General features: G+C 44.2%; 11 protein-coding genes. 1 reads left to right on the top strand and 10 read right to left on the bottom strand.

Annotated features, from left to right (window positions below; translation table 11 throughout):
• The first annotated feature begins 6 nt into the window (after positions 1–6).
• Positions 7–525 (top strand): bifunctional 3-hydroxydecanoyl-ACP dehydratase/trans-2-decenoyl-ACP isomerase, encoded by a 519-nt coding sequence (gene fabA / locus V1U08_RS07390; RefSeq protein WP_014231880.1) that lies wholly within the window; start codon positions 7–9, stop codon positions 523–525.
• A gap of 169 nt (positions 526–694) precedes the next feature.
• On the opposite strand, the gene rmf is transcribed toward fabA, so the two are convergent.
• The 10 genes from rmf to pepN form a co-directional block, all read right to left on the bottom strand.
• Positions 695–868, bottom strand: coding sequence for a ribosome modulation factor (gene rmf, locus V1U08_RS07385; protein ID WP_014231881.1), 174 nt, complete (start codon positions 866–868; stop codon positions 695–697).
• Between the two features lie 171 nt (positions 869–1,039).
• Entirely contained in the window at positions 1,040–2,761 is a 1,722-nt protein-coding gene (locus V1U08_RS07380; RefSeq protein ID WP_330470318.1) for a DUF3466 family protein, read from the bottom strand.
• Positions 2,762–2,768: 7 nt separating this feature from the next.
• Entirely contained in the window at positions 2,769–4,688 is a 1,920-nt protein-coding gene (locus V1U08_RS07375; protein WP_014231883.1) for an ABC transporter ATP-binding protein, read from the bottom strand.
• A complete protein-coding gene (locus tag V1U08_RS07370; RefSeq protein WP_014231884.1) occupies positions 4,666–4,908 on the bottom strand; it encodes a glutaredoxin family protein in 243 nt (80 codons plus the stop codon). Before V1U08_RS07370 ends, V1U08_RS07375 begins: the two co-directional genes overlap by 23 nt.
• 14 nt (positions 4,909–4,922) lie before the next feature.
• Positions 4,923–7,046, bottom strand: a complete 2,124-nt coding sequence (gene rlmKL, locus V1U08_RS07365; RefSeq protein WP_330470317.1) for a bifunctional 23S rRNA (guanine(2069)-N(7))-methyltransferase RlmK/23S rRNA (guanine(2445)-N(2))-methyltransferase RlmL — start codon at positions 7,044–7,046, stop codon at positions 4,923–4,925.
• Positions 7,047–7,542: 496 nt separating this feature from the next.
• Positions 7,543–8,085, bottom strand: a complete 543-nt coding sequence (locus V1U08_RS07360; RefSeq protein WP_330470316.1) for a cell division protein ZapC — start codon at positions 8,083–8,085, stop codon at positions 7,543–7,545.
• 166 nt (positions 8,086–8,251) lie between these two features.
• Complete coding sequence (gene pyrD, locus V1U08_RS07355) at positions 8,252–9,262, bottom strand: quinone-dependent dihydroorotate dehydrogenase (protein ID WP_014231887.1); 1,011 nt, start codon at positions 9,260–9,262, stop codon at positions 8,252–8,254.
• A gap of 309 nt (positions 9,263–9,571) precedes the next feature.
• On the bottom strand, positions 9,572–14,413 hold the full coding sequence (locus tag V1U08_RS07350; RefSeq protein ID WP_330470315.1) for an NAD-glutamate dehydrogenase: 4,842 nt from the start codon (positions 14,411–14,413) through the stop codon (positions 9,572–9,574).
• Between the two features lie 201 nt (positions 14,414–14,614).
• Positions 14,615–14,833, bottom strand: a complete 219-nt coding sequence (locus V1U08_RS07345) for a DUF2835 domain-containing protein (RefSeq protein WP_014231889.1) — start codon at positions 14,831–14,833, stop codon at positions 14,615–14,617.
• 57 nt (positions 14,834–14,890) lie between these two features.
• Positions 14,891–17,497, bottom strand: a complete 2,607-nt coding sequence (gene pepN / locus V1U08_RS07340) for an aminopeptidase N (RefSeq protein WP_330470314.1) — start codon at positions 17,495–17,497, stop codon at positions 14,891–14,893.
• Positions 17,498–17,596: the final 99 nt, after the last annotated feature.

The raw sequence follows: 17,596 nt of genomic DNA, 5'->3' as shown, positions 1-17,596 counted from the left end.
TTGATAATGCAAAACAAACGTGATTCTTATAATCGTGATGATCTTCTAGCTTCGAGCCAAGGTGAGCTTTTCGGCCCAGGTCGCCCACAACTACCTGCGCCAAACATGCTTATGATGGATCGTATTACCAAAATGTCAGAAACGGAAGGTGACTTTGGTAAAGGCTTAATTCTAGCGGAATTGGATATTACTCCAGATCTTTGGTTCTTTGATTGCCACTTCCCTGGTGACCCGGTAATGCCAGGTTGTCTTGGCCTAGATGCTATGTGGCAGCTTGTTGGCTTCTACCTAGGCTGGATTGGCGGTGAAGGTAAAGGCCGTGCTCTGGGTGTAGGTGAAGTGAAATTCACAGGTCAGATCCTGCCAACAGCGAAAAAAGTAACCTACGAAATCCACATGAAGCGCGTCGTAAACCGTAAGCTTGTTATGGGTCTAGCGGATGGCCGTGTATTAGTAGACGGTAAAGAAATCTACGTAGCGAAAGATCTTAAAGTTGGTTTGTTCCAGGACACTTCTAGCTTCTAAGCTAAGATTTTCTGCTATTTCTTAAAGGGCTCCGGATGGAGCCTTTTTTGTATCTCATGCTTTTTGTTGCACTTCGCGATACCCATCCCTGTCAATTTTCTTTTGCTCAGAATGCAGAAAAGGCTCTTTTAAGAGCCCTTTCAAATCCTTCTATTGTATGTGGGAGTTATTATTTATAGAGACCAGAGTTTTTTTCATCTCTGGCATCACGCCAACCACCTAACCAATACGACCGAGCATCAACTTGTTGATATGGGCAAGCCTCTTGGGACCTTCCATTCAACCCAGCTTTATAGCCTTGAGATTGAGCTCGTTCTAGGCGATCACGCTTTTGTCTCTTCATAGGTAATTCCTCATACAGATCCATTTGAAAAATTGCTTCTGTTTTTGTGAAACTTTAATGGAGTTTTTATGACTCCAACTACAAGAATCGATCAACTTTGGAATTTTCTCAAGGCATAAAAAAAGCACAGACTCAAATCTGTGAGTCTGTGCTTGTATTAAAATTTTTTAACTATTTTCTACGGAACCCAAACAAGCCAAGCATGGTCAAAGCTAACCAACCAAGTCCGGCACCTTCGCGTGTCGCACTTTCTTCTTCCACGTTTCGAGAAACGATGTCGTCCTGTGTTTGATCAGGAATAGGCATTAGTTTAACCGCAACGACTTCTTCAGTAACATCACAAGAAGCATTGTGCGCTGCAGAGTTATAGCCGCCAGAACACTTCAATGCAGTAGCTGATATCACACCTGCATCGTTAATGTCTGTTGCATCGATGATACGGAACTGGTTGTTCGCGTCAGAGTAGTCACCACCGTTAGTCAGTGAATCTAGAAGCCATGCCTTACCACCGAATAGTGATTCAGCACGTTCGCTTGCTGCACCGTCTGCGCTATATGGGAAAATGAATCCGCGCTTACGACGTGGTTTACCGTCATCTTCACGCGTAGAGTCAGCGTCTATCTGGCCAACAATTTCGTTGTAAGCGTTGATGCCACCCATTTTACCGCCAGCACCATTAAAGAAGATGCCAGAAGTTGGGTACACTGCGCTTAGTGAGTCAGAACGAACATCAGGTACGATAAACAAACGATTAGGATAAGCACCCGCCGTCGGGATACTGCGTTTTGCCTCACCGATACCAACAAAGTTTGAGTTAACGGCTGTCAGACGTGAGTTCGAGTGAATGGTATCACCGTCTTCTCTCTGACGTGCGCCAGTTACCACTTTGTTCGACCAAGTAACGTTTTCGATCGATGTTTCAGACTCTAGCGTGCCCACAAACACGGTCGCGTTCATGTAGTTGTTGTCAGAATATGTGTTGTAACCAACGCCATAGACAGTCGTTCCTTCAACGATGAAATCACGCATGCTACCTTGTGCCAGACGATTGTTGTCGCTTGACGTATTACTTGGCCACGATAGCTCTGAAACATTACCGTTCTGGTCCCAGATAGCAGCTTTAGAGGTATGGTGAGTACCATTATTGTTGCTTGCTGTACGCGAAACACTACCCGATGTGAAAGTACCATCAGTTTTCCACGCATGGCTTTCAACAACAGCCGCTTGATCTTCTTCGGTAACGATATTTGGAGTAACCGGAGCAACCACTGTATTACGCGTTTCCAGCGTAGATGAATCATCTGCACTGATTACACTTTGGTTACCAACTGCTTCACCGGTTGACGTTAAGCTATTGATAACGTTGTTGTACTCATTTGTGTACGCCGCGCTATCATCTTCGACAAATGCCAAAGCATTTGAGGTAAAGTCTTTGTAGCGTTCGTTCTCCCAAGGCACAATGTTTACCGCAGACCATGTCTCGCAGGTGTTGTAGCCAAGGTTGTAATAACAGTAACTTTCAAAATCATCACGATCGTCTACGTAAGCAAATCGAGAGTCCATTCCAAATGGTACTTCTTCTCGGTAGCTAATACCGTCTACAGCCTGACCTGCCGATAATGGCGTTGTACGGCTCTCTAGGGCCAGCTTAAATTGATCTTCTGTACAGTTTGCTGTTGAATCAAAACACCCTAGAGCAAATGGAGAGCCTGTAGAGGCGTCCTCAACATCACCTTGCTGAATCGCGACACCATAAGCGCTTTGATAGTCACCGTTGGAACCATGATCTTCAGGTGAAACTTCGATAACTTGATACAATGCAGCGTTTGCACTCATTGATGAACCTACCATCATCGCGATGGCGGTTAGTTTGAATTTGTGACTACAATTCATTGAATTCTTAACTATCCTGTTGCATTGCTTCGAGTTCTTCCCATCTCTCGAATGCGATTTCCAACTCCTGCTCAAGAGCAGCAAGCTGTTCCAATACCGGTTGAGTTTGTTCTACAGATTTAGCGAAAAATTCCGGATCATTCACTTGTTCTTGCAGCGTCTCAATATCCGACTCTAATTGTTCTAGTTTAGCTGGAAGAGCTTCTAGTTCTCTTTGCAGCTTATATGATAATTTCTTCGAGTTGTTCTTAGGCTGAGGTGTTTTGGGAGTTTCCTCAACCACTTTTTCTTTACTCGCTGCTTTTTCAGCCGACTGACGAGCGGCCAGTACCTGCTCACGTTGCTGTCTTGCATCGTGATAACCACCAACAAATTCTTCGATGACTCCATTTCCTTCGAAGATCCAACTTGTTGTCACCGTATTATCAACAAACTCACGGTCGTGGCTTACTAACAGTAACGTACCCTGATAGTTGGCAAGCATTTCTTCTAAAAGTTCCAACGTTTCGATATCCAAATCGTTGGTTGGTTCGTCAAGAATAAGTAAGTTGTTTGGTTTCAGCAAGATACGCGCTAATAATAGTCGGTTTTTTTCACCGCCGGAAAGCGCTTTAACTGGTGTTCTTGCTCGTTTTGGTGCAAATAAGAAATCTTGCAGGTAACTCAGAGCATGGCGCTGACGACCACCAACCATAACTTCTTGCTTACCATCAGCCAGGTTATCAATCACAGATTTCTCTGGGTCTAATACCTCACGGTACTGGTCAAAGTATGCAACTTCAAGCTTAGTACCACAATGCAGACGTCCTGACTGTGCTTCTAACTGGCCTAAAAGTAACTTAAGTACCGTACTCTTACCGCAGCCGTTTGGACCAATTAGTGCGATTCGATCGCCACGCATAATATTGAAGCTGAAGTTATCAACAATTTTTTTGCCTTCATAAGCAAAGGATACGTTTTCAGCTTCAAAGACAATTTTACCGGAGCGAGAGGCATCATCGATATTCAGATTAACTTTACCCTGCACATCGCGGCGGTCACGGCGCTCTTCACGAAGTTTCTTCAGTGCGCGCACACGGCCTTCATTACGAGTACGACGTGCTTTAATGCCCTGACGAATCCATACCTCTTCTTGAGCAAGTTTCTTGTCGAATTCTGCATTCTGCATATCTTCAACACGAAGCATCTCTTCTTTTTCTGTCAGGTAGCCTTCGTAATCACCCGGAAATGAAGCAAGCTGACCTCGGTCGAGATCCACGATGCGTGTTGCCATCGACTTAATGAAAGCACGGTCGTGAGAAATAAAGATGATCGAACCTTTAAAGTCTTTCAGGAAGTTCTCTAGCCACTCGATAGTTGTTACATCAAGGTGGTTAGTTGGTTCGTCCAGAAGCAGTACATCAGGATCACACACAAGTGCACGCGCCAGTGCTGCTTTACGCTGCCAACCACCAGATAAATCCGTCAGCTTTGTTTCCGGGCTCAGTTTCAGCGCACTTAAAACATTGTTAACGCGATCATCAAAGCGCCATGCATTGGAATGATCAAGTTGCTCCTGAACCTTAGATAAGCGATTAATGTGCTTTTCACTTGGGTCCTGAGCGACAAGATCTAGAAGATCGTGATAGATCTTTAGCTGTTCACCGACTTCGGCTAAGCCGCCCGATACGTATTCGTAAACGGTGCCTTCCTGGTTACGTGGTGGATCTTGCTCTAAACGAGAGACGACGACGTCTTGAGTGATCTGGATTTTTCCGTCATCCAGTACAATGTCGCCAGCAAGCACTTTCATCAACGTGGACTTACCGGCACCATTTCGCCCAACTAAACACACTCGTTCGTTTTCTTGTAAGGCAAATTCTGCATGGTCGAGTAACGGATGATCGCCAAATGCCAACTGCGCATTATGAATGGTAAGTAATGCCATTATTTTCCAACCAATTTGTAAGTTGCTCTGAGTCAAACGGCCAGTTCAGCTCAGAATCTTGATATTTGAGTACGGGTATCGTGACGCCGTAACGAGAAAATAGTTCATCATCGAACGCTATGTCGACGATATCAGTCTGTTCCGCCAGACCGACCTCAGTTATTAGAGAGAATGCCATCTCACAAAGATGGCAACCCTCTGTGCTATACAATGTCAGCACTTCAAAATCCTTTTTTACTCTGCGTGTGTAACCAACCAGCAGTTATGAATGTGTTTGTTACGAGCAAAATCCAGCGGTAGCGTTTGAGAAGAGATGTTTTGAGCCTTCAGACCCAATTCAGCCAACGCTTCTTCATCCATCTTGAAATGACGCTTGTTGTTTGAGAACACGATAGTGCCTTCACTTCTCAGCAGACGCTTCAAATTTTTCATCAATTTAATGTGGTCACGTTGAACATCGAACGACGTTTCCATACGCTTAGAGTTCGAGAACGTCGGTGGATCAATAAAGATAAGATCGTACTCGCCCTTTGCATTTTCTAACCACTGCAGACAATCCGCTTGCTCATAGCGATGCTGGCGCCCTACACAACCGTTAAGCTGCATATTGTCTTTCGCCCAGTTCAGGTAGGTGTTAGACATATCAACCGTCGTGGTTGAACGAGCACCACCGACGGCTGCGTGAACCGTAGCGCTACCTGTATAAGCAAACAGGTTTAAGAAATCTTTCCCTTTTGCCATTTCACCGATGCGACGACGAGTGATTTTATGATCAAGGAAAAGACCCGTATCAAGATAGTCGTGAAGATTTACGATCAGCTTCACACCATACTCATGAACTTCCAACGTTTCAGAGACTTGTCCCAGTTTCTGGTATTGATTACGGCCTTTTTGCTTCTCACGAACTTTAAGTACAACTTTGTTCGCTTCCACACCCGTTACCTGAATAGTTGCACGGATGATGTCGGTTAAACGACGTTTGGCTTTTTCTTCTGGGATGTTCTTAGGTGCAGCGTACTCTTGAATAACGATTTGATCGCCATATACATCAATCGCGACATTGTATTCAGGAAGATCGGCATCGTAGATTCGGTAGCAGTCTAGCTCTTCATTACGAGCCCACTTACCAATCTTACCCATGTTCTTCTTCAGGCGGTTAGAGAAGTCAGGTGCGATTTGTACATTGGTATCCGCGCCTTTCACTTCATCAACACTGCGTTCTGCAATACTGTAATTCTTCTGGTGACACTGTAACGCACCATTGTTTAACTTGAACTGTTTATCCGCACGCATGCGAAGGCAGCTAAGCAATTCATCAGAGCTAGAGAAAATCGACGCTTTGCAGCCACCGAACTCAGATTTAAGCTGCCCACCAAATGCGGTGTATAGCGCAATCAAGCCAGGCTCTGTACCTAAACGCTCACCATATGGAGGGTTAGAAACAATAACGCCATGCTCAAACCCTGCTGGACGAGTGATGGTTGCCGCGTCACCTTGTGCAAATTCGATCAGCTCTTCAACACCTGCTCTGCGAGCGTTATCTTGGGCGACTTTCAATACCTTAGGGTCGTTATCAAAGCCGAAAAACTTTGCGTCAACTTTTTTGACACCACGACGTGCCTGAACATTGGCCTCAGATTTAATCTCTGCCCACAGCTCAGGCTCGAAGTCTTCTAGCGATTCAAAGCCCCATTGCTTACGCTTAACACCAGGCGCCATATTGGCTGCCATCATCGCGGCTTCGATAAGTAGCGTGCCTGAACCACACATTGGGTCGAGTAAAGGCTGATGGCCATCCCAACCACAACGCATGATGATCGCAGAAGCTAATGTTTCACGAAGAGGTGCACGGCCTGATTCCGGACGGTAGCCACGCTGATGAAGTCCACTACCCACCATATCCACACCAAGCAGTGCTTTGTCTTTGTGCAAGCGAACGTGAACACGGATATCCGGACGCTCTTTGCTGATGTTTGGACGAGGTAATCCTTTCTTTTCAAAGCAATCAACGATGCCATCTTTTACTTTCATCGCACCGTATTGGCTATTGCGGATTTCACGGTTTGTGCCGTTAAAGTCAACAACGAAACGCTTTGAACTATGGAATTGGTTCACCCAGTTAATGGCCATTGTAGAAAGGTACAAGTCCATATCATCGTTACAGGTGAATTCAGATAAAACACGTACAAATCGAGACGCCAAACGGCTCCACAAACAACAGCGATAAACTTGTTCGTTTGTCGCTTTAAATTTTACGCCTGCCTGTACTGGTTTCGCATTTTCGATGCCTAGTTTAGTCAGTTCTTCAACAAGCAAATTTTCCATGCCATTTGAAGTTACCGCGAGATATTGATTCATAGTGTTCTTTCGCTGATAAAAAATGGCTTCAATTATACCTGACTTTACGATCAATGCCTCGTTTTTAAAGGTATTTTCCCTTCCGTTAGCACAAACACTCACCAGTTAAGTGATCTGAAAGTTCCTACATTTTGCATTTTAATCAACTTTCACGTCGTCCTCCTTTTAACCAAGATGCTATTCACACAGAGATAGTGAATACTTATTTACATCAATTTTGGTCTATACCAAAACTAAAATATGGTTGTTATTTAATTACATTTTTCTGATATAGGGGAATAAATAGGTAAATGTTAAGCGCCGAGTTGCCTAACATTAAGAGAAACTAAGTTAAAGAAAGTGGAATAAAAGTGACCTACCTCATGATTAAGTGCGCGAAAAATGTACAGTTGCAGAGGTATTTATGTGAAAAGAGTGAAGTGTTCGGATAAAAAAAATCGACCTGAAGCGGTCGATTAAGGCAAACAAAGGAACGAAATAAAGAAATTAAATCAGGTTATCCAACCATGGCTATGGGTGCCATCACAAACAGGTGGCTTGCACACGCCATACGGTCGTGCATCACTTTAATCGGTTGGCCAAATGGCAGAGACTTGCTTCCATCAAGAACAAACTCTTCTTGTCCCACGTAAAGGCACAAGCTAGAGGTTTCTCCAGGCTCAAGTACAATGAAGACACCTTCAGAGTATTGGTTCGTCAGGAAGACCATATCCCCCTCTTCTGGCTCATATCCAGAAGACTGAGCATCGAAAAACCAACTTTTAGGTTGTACTGGCTTATGGAAGCGTTTAGCAGCTACGCAGTATAGGGTTAGCTCTGCTTGACGGTATTCACTGATATCGAGACAGCGAATACGTTCATTAAAGGTCTGAAACGCACTAGCATCATCGACAGTAAATTCGTTGTTTGAGAAGGCGCAGTTGACTAACAGCTTTCGGGATAGATTGGTTTGGAAAATCATTTCCTCCCCTAAATCCAGCATTAAACAAGCTTTATGCTCGTCATAATACCAATTCCATTTGTCGCTGGGTTTAAGCATTGTTCCGTTCTCTCTTGACTAGTTAAATCAGTGGTAAAGAGGTAAGACGCTTAATTACCTACTCATGATTTTTAAATTCTACAAATGAACGGACAAAAAAAAAGAGGAAACAAGATCCTCTTTTTTTGTAATAACTAATGTAAACTCAGCGAGTTGTTAAATTATTTTAAAGATTTTTAACAATATCGCGTACTAAACCTGGACCGTGGTAAATAAAACCTGTATAGACTTGGACCAACTGTGCTCCGGCCATCATCTTCTCTTTTGCCGCAACATAAGAATCGATACCACCCACACCAATGATCGGAAGTTTGTCGCCAAGCGCTTCGTGAAGTTTACGAACCACCTCAGTAGAACGGGACTGTACCGGACGGCCACTTAAGCCACCCGCTTCATTCGCGTGTTTCATACCTTCAACAACGGTTCTATCCAATGTTGTGTTCGTCGCAATCACACCATCGATGTTGTTTTTAATTAGTGATTCGCAAATCTGAACGATTTCGTCATCACTCAAGTCTGGTGCGATCTTCAGTGCCAACGGTACGTATTTATCGTGCTTTTCTGCTAGCTCAGATTGTTTTGCTTTCAACTCAGCAAGCAACTCATCCAATGCCTCGCCGTATTGAAGCGAACGTAATCCTGGCGTGTTTGGAGAAGAGATATTCACCGCAATGTAACCTGCGTATTCGTATACTTTTTCCATACAAATCAGGTAGTCTTCTGCCCCTTTCTCAATCGGCGTATCTTTGTTTTTGCCGATATTGATACCAAGTACACAGTCGAACTTTGCTTTCTTCACATTCTCAACCAAGTGATCAACACCTAGGTTGTTAAAGCCCATACGGTTGATGATGCCCTCTGCTTCCACTAGACGGAACAGACGTGGTTTATCATTACCAGGTTGCGGACGTGGTGTTACGGTACCGACTTCAACGAAACCAAAACCCATCGCATCAAACGCTTCAATACATTCGCCGTTTTTGTCTAAACCAGCAGCGAGACCGACAGGGTTACGGAACGTTAGCCCCATGCACTCTACTGGACGATTTGGTAATTGTTGACGATAGAAAAGATCGAGAGGTGTGCCGTTAAAGCGTTGGAAATTCTTAATTGCAAGATCATGTGCCTTTTCGGCATCAAGTTGAAAAAAGCCAGTTCTGGCTAGACGGTAAAGCATTGTGCCTCCGAAAGAAAAAAGCCCCGTGTAAACGGGTCAATATTATTTACTGTTTTTAATCGTAATTCAATGAAAATGAACGAATTAAGTAAAATCATATTTCTCAAAATTAATTATCATTTAAAAACAGCCATTTAAAATCATTATTTGAGTGCAAAAATCATAATTATTTATGAAAAAGCAATCGATTTCAGTACATATAAAGTTAAAACAATAGTGACAGCGTCACTTAAATCTCAGTAAGGCCTAGTATTCAGGTACAAAAAAGCCCCGTATCTCTACGAGGCTTTGTCTAAAACGCTAACTCTCCTACTCGCTTGGTGAGCAGTTTAAGTTAAGCAATACCAATTCACGTAGCGCAACCGAGAATTTTGCAAACTCATGGACAGAGCCAACTTTAAACTCGTTTAGGATACTTTCCCAACGTTGCAGTGAAGGCTCATTGGATTCGAGCCAATTATCAAGCGCTGCCATCACATCAAACTCTTCTGATGCGCAGTTGCAATTTAGTACCTGAGCGGTTAGCTGACGTTGCTGCCAATCTAAGTCTTCACGGAACGCTGCTCGAGCTAACGCTTGCCAGTTGTTGTCTACAGCTTGGTTGTTGATTTGCTTCAAGAACCAGTGCAGAGACAGACGATCCCCTAAGTTGAAGTACAACTTAGACGCTTGCTCAACCGTTTTGCCTGTTTCACTTGCCACTGCAGAAATATCCAGTGCAGATTGCAAACTTGATAAGCGAGCAACTTGATGGGCCAGTTTCTCTTCAACCCCTCTGTCCATCCAAACTTGTGCGAGTTCGTTGTGTTCTTCAACTTCTGACTCAACCAGCATGCTATCTAGCGTTTCGCTGATAACGTTCACATCTTGTTTGTAAAGATTGATCAATTCGCCCACGGTGTATTTGCCGCTACGATTACGCAGTAGCCAACGAGCGATTCGGCGTAGAGCACGACGAACATAGAACATGATTTCGTATTGTGCTTGCGCTGTCGCTACGTTATCCAACTCACGAGTCTGTTTTAGAATCGATTCTAGTTCGAAGATTTCACGTGCTGCACTGTATGCATTTGCGATATCAACAACACTTGCACCCGTCTCTTCTTGCAAGCGAGTGACGAAGTTACAGCCCATCTCGTTAACCATTTGGTTCGCCAGCGCTGTCGCGATAATTTCTGCACGTAGCGGGTGGTTGACCATCTGATCTTTATAGTTACGGCGTAACTCACTTGGGAAGTACGCAACTAGCTGCTTCGCATGGAACTCGTCATTTGCGATTTCGTCCGTAACAAGCTGCTGCTTCAATACCATTTTACCGTAAGCAACCAGAACAGAAAGCTCTGGACGTGTCAGACCCAAGCCCTGCTTTTCACGCTCTAGAAGCGTTTCGTCATCAGGGATGTATTCAAGCGCACGATCCAGGAACCCTGCTTTCTCCATAGTATGGATGAAGCGAATCTGTTCTTTAACGATACCAACACCCTGCTGCTCAGTAACAGAGATTGACTCTGATTGGCAGTAAGCATCATCAAGAACGATTTCACCGACTTCATCTTCCATCGACTCTAGGATTTGGTTACGTTGTTTAACAGTCAGATCACCGTTTGAAACCAAACCATTCAGGAAGATCTTGATGTTGACTTCGTTATCCGAACAGTCAACACCACCTACGTTATCAACGAAGTCGGTGTTCACGCGGCCACCGTTAAGTGCGTATTCGATACGACCTTGTTGAGTCATACCCAAGTTACCGCCTTCACCTACAACCTTCGCTCTCAGATCACGACCGTCGATACGTAGCATGTCGTTTGCACGGTCGCCAACGTCAGTATGCGTCTCGTTAGAAGCTTTAACGTACGTACCGATACCACCATTCCATAGAAGATCCACTTTCATTTTCAGGATCATCTTAATCAGATCGTTTGGTGCCATAGAAGCTTTCTTAGTACCCAACATTTTCTGAATTTCAGGTGTTAACTGGATCGATTTCGCACGGCGAGAGAAGATGCCACCACCTTCGGAGATCAACTCTTTATTGTAATCTTCCCAGCTTGATCTTGGCAGATTAAACAAGCGGTTACGCTCTTCCCAGCTTGACGCTGAATCTGGATTTGGATCAATGAAGATGTGCATGTGGTTAAACGCAGCTTGTAGACGAATGTGCTTAGATAGCAGCATACCGTTACCAAACACGTCCCCTGCCATGTCACCAACACCGATAGCAGTAAAGTCAGTGGTTTGACAATCAATGCCCATTTCACGGAAGTGACGTTTTACTGACTCCCAGCCACCTTTTGCTGTGATACCCATTGCTTTGTGGTCGTAACCGTTTGAACCACCAGAAGCGAATGCATCACCCAGCCAGAAGTTGTATTCGTCAGAGACTGAGTTCGCTAAGTCTGAGAATGTTGCAGTGCCTTTATCTGCAGCAACAACCAAATATGGGTCGTCTTCATCGTGACGTACAACATTTTGCGGATGCGCTACTTCGCCTTCAATGATGTTGTCTGATACATCAAGCAACGCGCGAATAAAGCGTTTGTAACAACGTTGACCTTCCGCGAAGATCTCATCACGTGTAGTCAGAGATGGTTGACGTTTACAAACGAAACCACCTTTCGCACCAACAGGAACGATAACAGTGTTCTTAACTTGTTGAGCTTTAACCAGGCCAAGAATCTCTGTACGGAAATCTTCTTGGCGATCTGACCAGCGCAAGCCACCACGTGCTACTTTACCACCACGCAAGTGAACACCTTCGATGTCCGGTGCGTAAACGAAGATCTCAAATGCCGGTACCGGTTGTGGAATCTCTGGGATTTCACTCGGTTTCATCTTCAATGACAACCAAGGCTTAGGCAGTTTGTTCTCGTCAGTTTGGTAGTAGTTGGTGCGTAGCGTCGCCATGATCATTTCCATGTAACGACGGATGATACGATCGTCATCCAAGCTTTCTACACGATCCAATTGCTCAGTCAGTTTCTTGATAAGATCATTCTGACCTTTCTCGCTACCTTTGTGCTTAGGATCGAAACGCTTGGTAAACAGGTTCACTAGACCTGTTGCTAAATCTGGGTAGTGGCTTAGCGTATCTTCAATGTATTGCTGACTGAATGGGAAGCCAACTTGACGCATGTAGCGCGCGTAAGCACGAAGAATTGAGATTTCACGACCAGTCAGTGAAGCACCTAGTACCAATCGGTTAAAGCCATCACTTTCTAGATTACCAGACCAAATCGCTGCAAATGCTTGTTGGAAACGATCTCTCGCTTCACGAAGATCAACCGTTTTCTCGCTCTTATGCAGCATTGAGAAATCAAGGATCCAGAATGTCTGACCGTTGGTTTTCTCGATCTCATACGGAGATTCACCGATCACGCGTAGACCCAAGTTTTCTAACATTGGCATTACGTCAGAAAGGTGGATCGGCTCGTCTCGGTGGTAAAGTTTCAAACGCACTGCTTTTGAATCTGCCGCTTCTTCTTGAGGACGGTAGAACAACATGCCTAGTTTGTTGTCGTCGCTTAATGCTTCCAAACGTTCAATATCTGCAACTGCAGAGCTAGGCATCATATCTTCTTTGTATGAACGCGGGAATGAACTCATGTACTCTTTTGAAAGTGGAAGACCTTTGCTTTCACCAAAGTTAGCGATGATGGATTCTTTAAGTCTGTCGTCCCAAGAGGTGGAAACTTCCATTAGGTTTTGCTCGATCTTTTTCACGTCTACGTCAATGTTGTTATTGTCTACACGAACAATGTAATGCGTTCTGGCCAAAGGACTTTCTGAGAAGTAAGTTGTGAATTCAACTTCTTGCTCGCAGCCAAAGTATTGTTTGAAAATACGTTGAGTCTGGCGACGCAATTCTGTGTTGTAACGGTCTTTTGTTACGTAGACCATGCAGCTAAAGAAACGGCCAAACGGGTCTTTACGTACAAACAGACGAATCAAGTCGCGATCTTGCATTTGCACCACGCCCATGCCGACTTCCAGCAACTCTTCTTCGTTTGCTTGAAGCAGCTCATCACGTGGGTAGTTTTCTAAAATATTGTGCAGTGCTTTGTATGAGTATGATCCGTGACGGTAACCACTTGCAGTTAGGATACGATCGACTTTTTCACGAATCAGAGGAATGCTTTGAACCGCTTGGTTGTATACCGCCGACGTGTAAAGGCCAGTGAAGCGGTGCTCACCAATCACTTTGCCATTTTCATCAAACTTCTTGATGCCAATATAGTCAGTGTAAGCAGGACGGTGAATACGACATGGTCGGTTGCCTTTTGTCATGATCAGCGCGTATGGCTTTTTCGCTTCTAGTCTTGCTGAATCAGACAGTTCGGACAGTTTCACGCTGCGAACTCGTTTGTCGTCCGCAAACAGACCCAGGCCTTTCTCTTTCACAGGGTTTAGTTCTGTATCACCATTGTTTTCAACAAGGTCATATTCTTTGTAACCCATGAAGGTGAAGTTGTGCTCACCTAGCCAACGCAAAAATGCAATGGTCTCATCCATACGATCCTTTTGGATCGTTACGCGTTCTTTATTCTGCTCAAGTTGATCAGTAACGACTTTCAGCTTGTCGACCATCTTTTTCCAGTCGCTTACCACAAGGCGCGTATCAGAAAGGATGTCTAATAGCTCAGCTTTAAGTGCCTGCATCTCTTCTTTACTGGTAAGACGGTCAACTTCGATATGGAACAAAGACTGAAGGACACCACCTTCACCGTTTACATCGATAACGTGGCCCTTCTCATCTCGTTGAAGTTGAGTTGGATTGTTCAACATAAGATGAGACACCAAATCTAGACGAGCTAAGGCCATCTTGATTGAGTCCACTAAGAACGGGCTATCTGGAACAACAACTTCTACGATTGTGTGAGTCGATTGCCAACCTTGACGGCTGACGGTCGGGTTGAAGACTTGTACAGAAACATCTTCAGGTTTTTTTTCGTTGATATGATGCCAAAGGCTAATTACGGCACCATAGAGATCGGATTCATTTCGCTGGACCAGGTCGTCATCGGAAATATTACTAAATAAGTGTTGAGCAAGTTTTGTTACAAGCGTCTGGTGAGAAAGCTCGAGTTTGTCTTGAATCAGTTGGTAAACTTTTTCAAGAAGAACCGGCACTACATTTTCACGCGCGGTCATATTCACACTCCACAGAATAATTGTTGTTTTGTAGGGGGACTTAGCAAAGGGATAACTTCCCTGAAACTAAGCATTGGTAATGCATACGACCCATTGTAAAAGGATAATTACAAATGTTTAACAACTATTAGTAGTGGTATGAGGTGAAATGTCTGATTCTGTGACTAAGATACCTATTTAAACATCTAGAAATATCTTACCTCACAGAGTTTCCAACTTAATAAACTTGTTATTTTGGTCAGTTGTTAGCCTAAACTGCCCTCTAATGCCCAATTGAGTAAGAAATGGTCTGAATTTAGCCGCTGATAACTGAAGTCTTAAACCGTTGTGAGTCACAACTTGGATCGTGTTTGAAACACCAGAATAATGTGAACGAAATGTCTGATATGGAATGTTGAGTGAGAAATAGTAGTACTTCATTAGGTAAAACGTTAATAAAAAAGGGTGGTCACTCAGACCACCCTATTCGTTTGATGACTATTCGTCTAGTGCCTTGGTGACTTTTTCAAACAAGTCTTTGGCAAGATTATCCATCGCTTTAAGTTTTTCAAGTTCTGCACGAATCAGCGCCTGGCGACTTTCATCGTATTTACGGAACTTAAGTAGCGGATCAATCAGACGAGATGCCACTTGCGGGTTGGTGTCATTCAACTGACGCAGAATCTCACCCGCAAACAGATATCCTGAACCTGACTTATCATGGAAATGCACTGGGTTTGCACTCAAGAACGAACCGATCAAGCTACGAATACGGTTCGGGTTTTTCAAACTGAATGCTTCGTGTGACATGGTTGCTTTTACTTTTTCAAGTGCATCTTCAGCTGGGTTGCTGCCTTGCAGTACAAACCACTTGTCCATAACCAAACCATCGTGTTTCCACTTCTCGCTGTAATCCGCCATCAACGTTTCACGACATTCAAGCTGTGCATTATTGGCAGCCGTCATCGCAGCAATCGTATCTGTCATGTTGTTTGCAGATGCATATTGCTCCTGAACAAGTTGGTTGCCATTTTCAGTATGCGCAAGGAATTGAAGGCACTGATTGCGCAACGCACGCTTACCAATAGCATCATGCTCGATAGAGTAATCCGCCTGCTTCAATGTATGGTAGGTTGCACTTAGTTCATCTTCTAACTCTTTAGAAAGTGACAGTGTAATGCTATTGAGTACGGTATCAACCGCATCGATATCAATCTGTTGGTACCAACCGGTAATTTCATTGATAGAAGGCAATGATAACACCTGTGCGATGAACGCTGGTTCCAGGTTGGCATCAAGCAATACGCCACGGAACGCATCAATCAACTCTTCAGAAAGTTTGACTTCCTCGCCCGCTTGAACGTTCACGACGTTTTGACGGATGTATTTCGCCAGCAACATTTGGCTTGCATCCCAGCGTGCAAAATCGTTCGTGGCATGTTTCATCAGGAAGATCAGTTCTTCATCGCTGTAACCATATTCCAGTTTTACTGGTGCGGAGAACTCGCGTAGCAATGATGGTACTGGTTTAACATCGACATTTTCAAACACGAAAGTCTGTTTGTCTTGTTTGATGTCTAGAACATTGTGAACAGACTCACCATTGATAATCAATGGAATTACCTGACCTTTGTCGTCGTACAATTCAATATCAAATGGAATATGCAGCGCTTGTTTTTCCGATTGGTCATGCGTTGACTCGGTAAACTGCTCAACGGTTAGCGCGTAAGTTTTCGCGTCAGCATTGTACTCGCTGTTCACGCGCAATGTTGGTGTACCCGACTGGCTGTACCATAAGCGGAATTGTTGTAGGTCAACGCCTGTAGCATCTTCCATCGCCGATACAAAATCTTCACATGTTGCAGCTGTGCCATCATGACGCTCAAAGTAAAGCTTCATGCCTTTTTGGAAACCTTCCTCGCCTAGCAATGTGTGATACATGCGAATGACTTCACTGCCTTTCTCATAAACAGTGAGCGTGTAAAAGTTATTCATTTCGATAACTTTATCTGGACGAATTGGGTGCGACATCGGGCTCGAATCTTCAGCAAACTGAGGACCACGAATAATACGAACATTATCGATACGGTTAACCGCGCGAGAGCCAAGATCTGACGAAAATTCCTGATCACGGAAAACTGTTAAGCCTTCTTTTAGACTTAACTGGAACCAATCGCGACAAGTCACGCGGTTACCCGTCCAGTTATGGAAGTACTCATGACCAATTACGGCTTCAATTCCCAGATAATCGCGGTCAGTTGCCGTTTGGTCGTTGGCTAGAACGAACTTAGAGTTAAAGATGTTCAGACCTTTATTTTCCATCGCGCCCATATTGAAGAAATCCACAGCCACGATCATGTAAATGTCTAGGTCATACTCCAGGCCAAAGCGTTCTTCGTCCCACTTCATTGAATTGATCAGTGACGTCATGGCGTGCGGCGCACGATCCAAGTTACCTTTATCAACAAAGATCTCTAGCTCGACATTGCGACCAGACATTGTGGTGTAGTTGTCACGCAGTACATCAAAATCACCAGCAACCAGTGCAAATAAGTACGCTGGTTTCGGGTGTGGGTCCTGCCATTGTACCCAGTGGCGGCCATTTTCTGCGTCACCTTCTGCAATACGGTTACCGTTGCTCAACAAGTAAGGGTATGTCCCTTTATCGGCAATTACTTTCGTCGTGTATTTTGCCAATACGTCTGGGCGATCCAGGTAGTACGTGATGCGACGGAAACCTTCGGCTTCACACTGTGTACAGAAAGCACCACCAGATTTGTATAAACCTTCAAGTGCCGTATTCGCTTCAGGATCAATCTTAGTAATGATCTCAAGTTCAAATTCAGCTGGTAGATCAGAAAGAACCAGAGAGGCTTCTTTCACTTCATGATGAGCCCAGTCTTCTCCATTCACTTTGACAGAACGAAGCTCCAGCCCTTCGCCATCTAACTCCAATGTTGTGAGTTCACCTTTTTGAATGACTTTCGATACCGCAGTAACGATAGTGTCGTTATCGAATAGATCAAACGTGAGATCAATGTCGGTAATAGTATGAGATGGCGCTTGATAATCTTTACGATATTTAGCTTGAGGAGCTTGGGACATGTCCATAAATCCTTGTCTGTCGAAGAATAAAAAACCACTTCTTTAATGACTAAAATATCGAAGTGGTATCACTATATAAGCTATTAGTAGTGCTTGTGG

Source organism: Vibrio sp. YYF0003, assembly GCF_036350715.1.
Classification (GTDB): domain Bacteria; phylum Pseudomonadota; class Gammaproteobacteria; order Enterobacterales; family Vibrionaceae; genus Vibrio; species Vibrio natriegens.
Note: the sequence above shows the minus strand (reverse complement) of the source record. Positions and strands in the feature narration are given on the sequence as shown.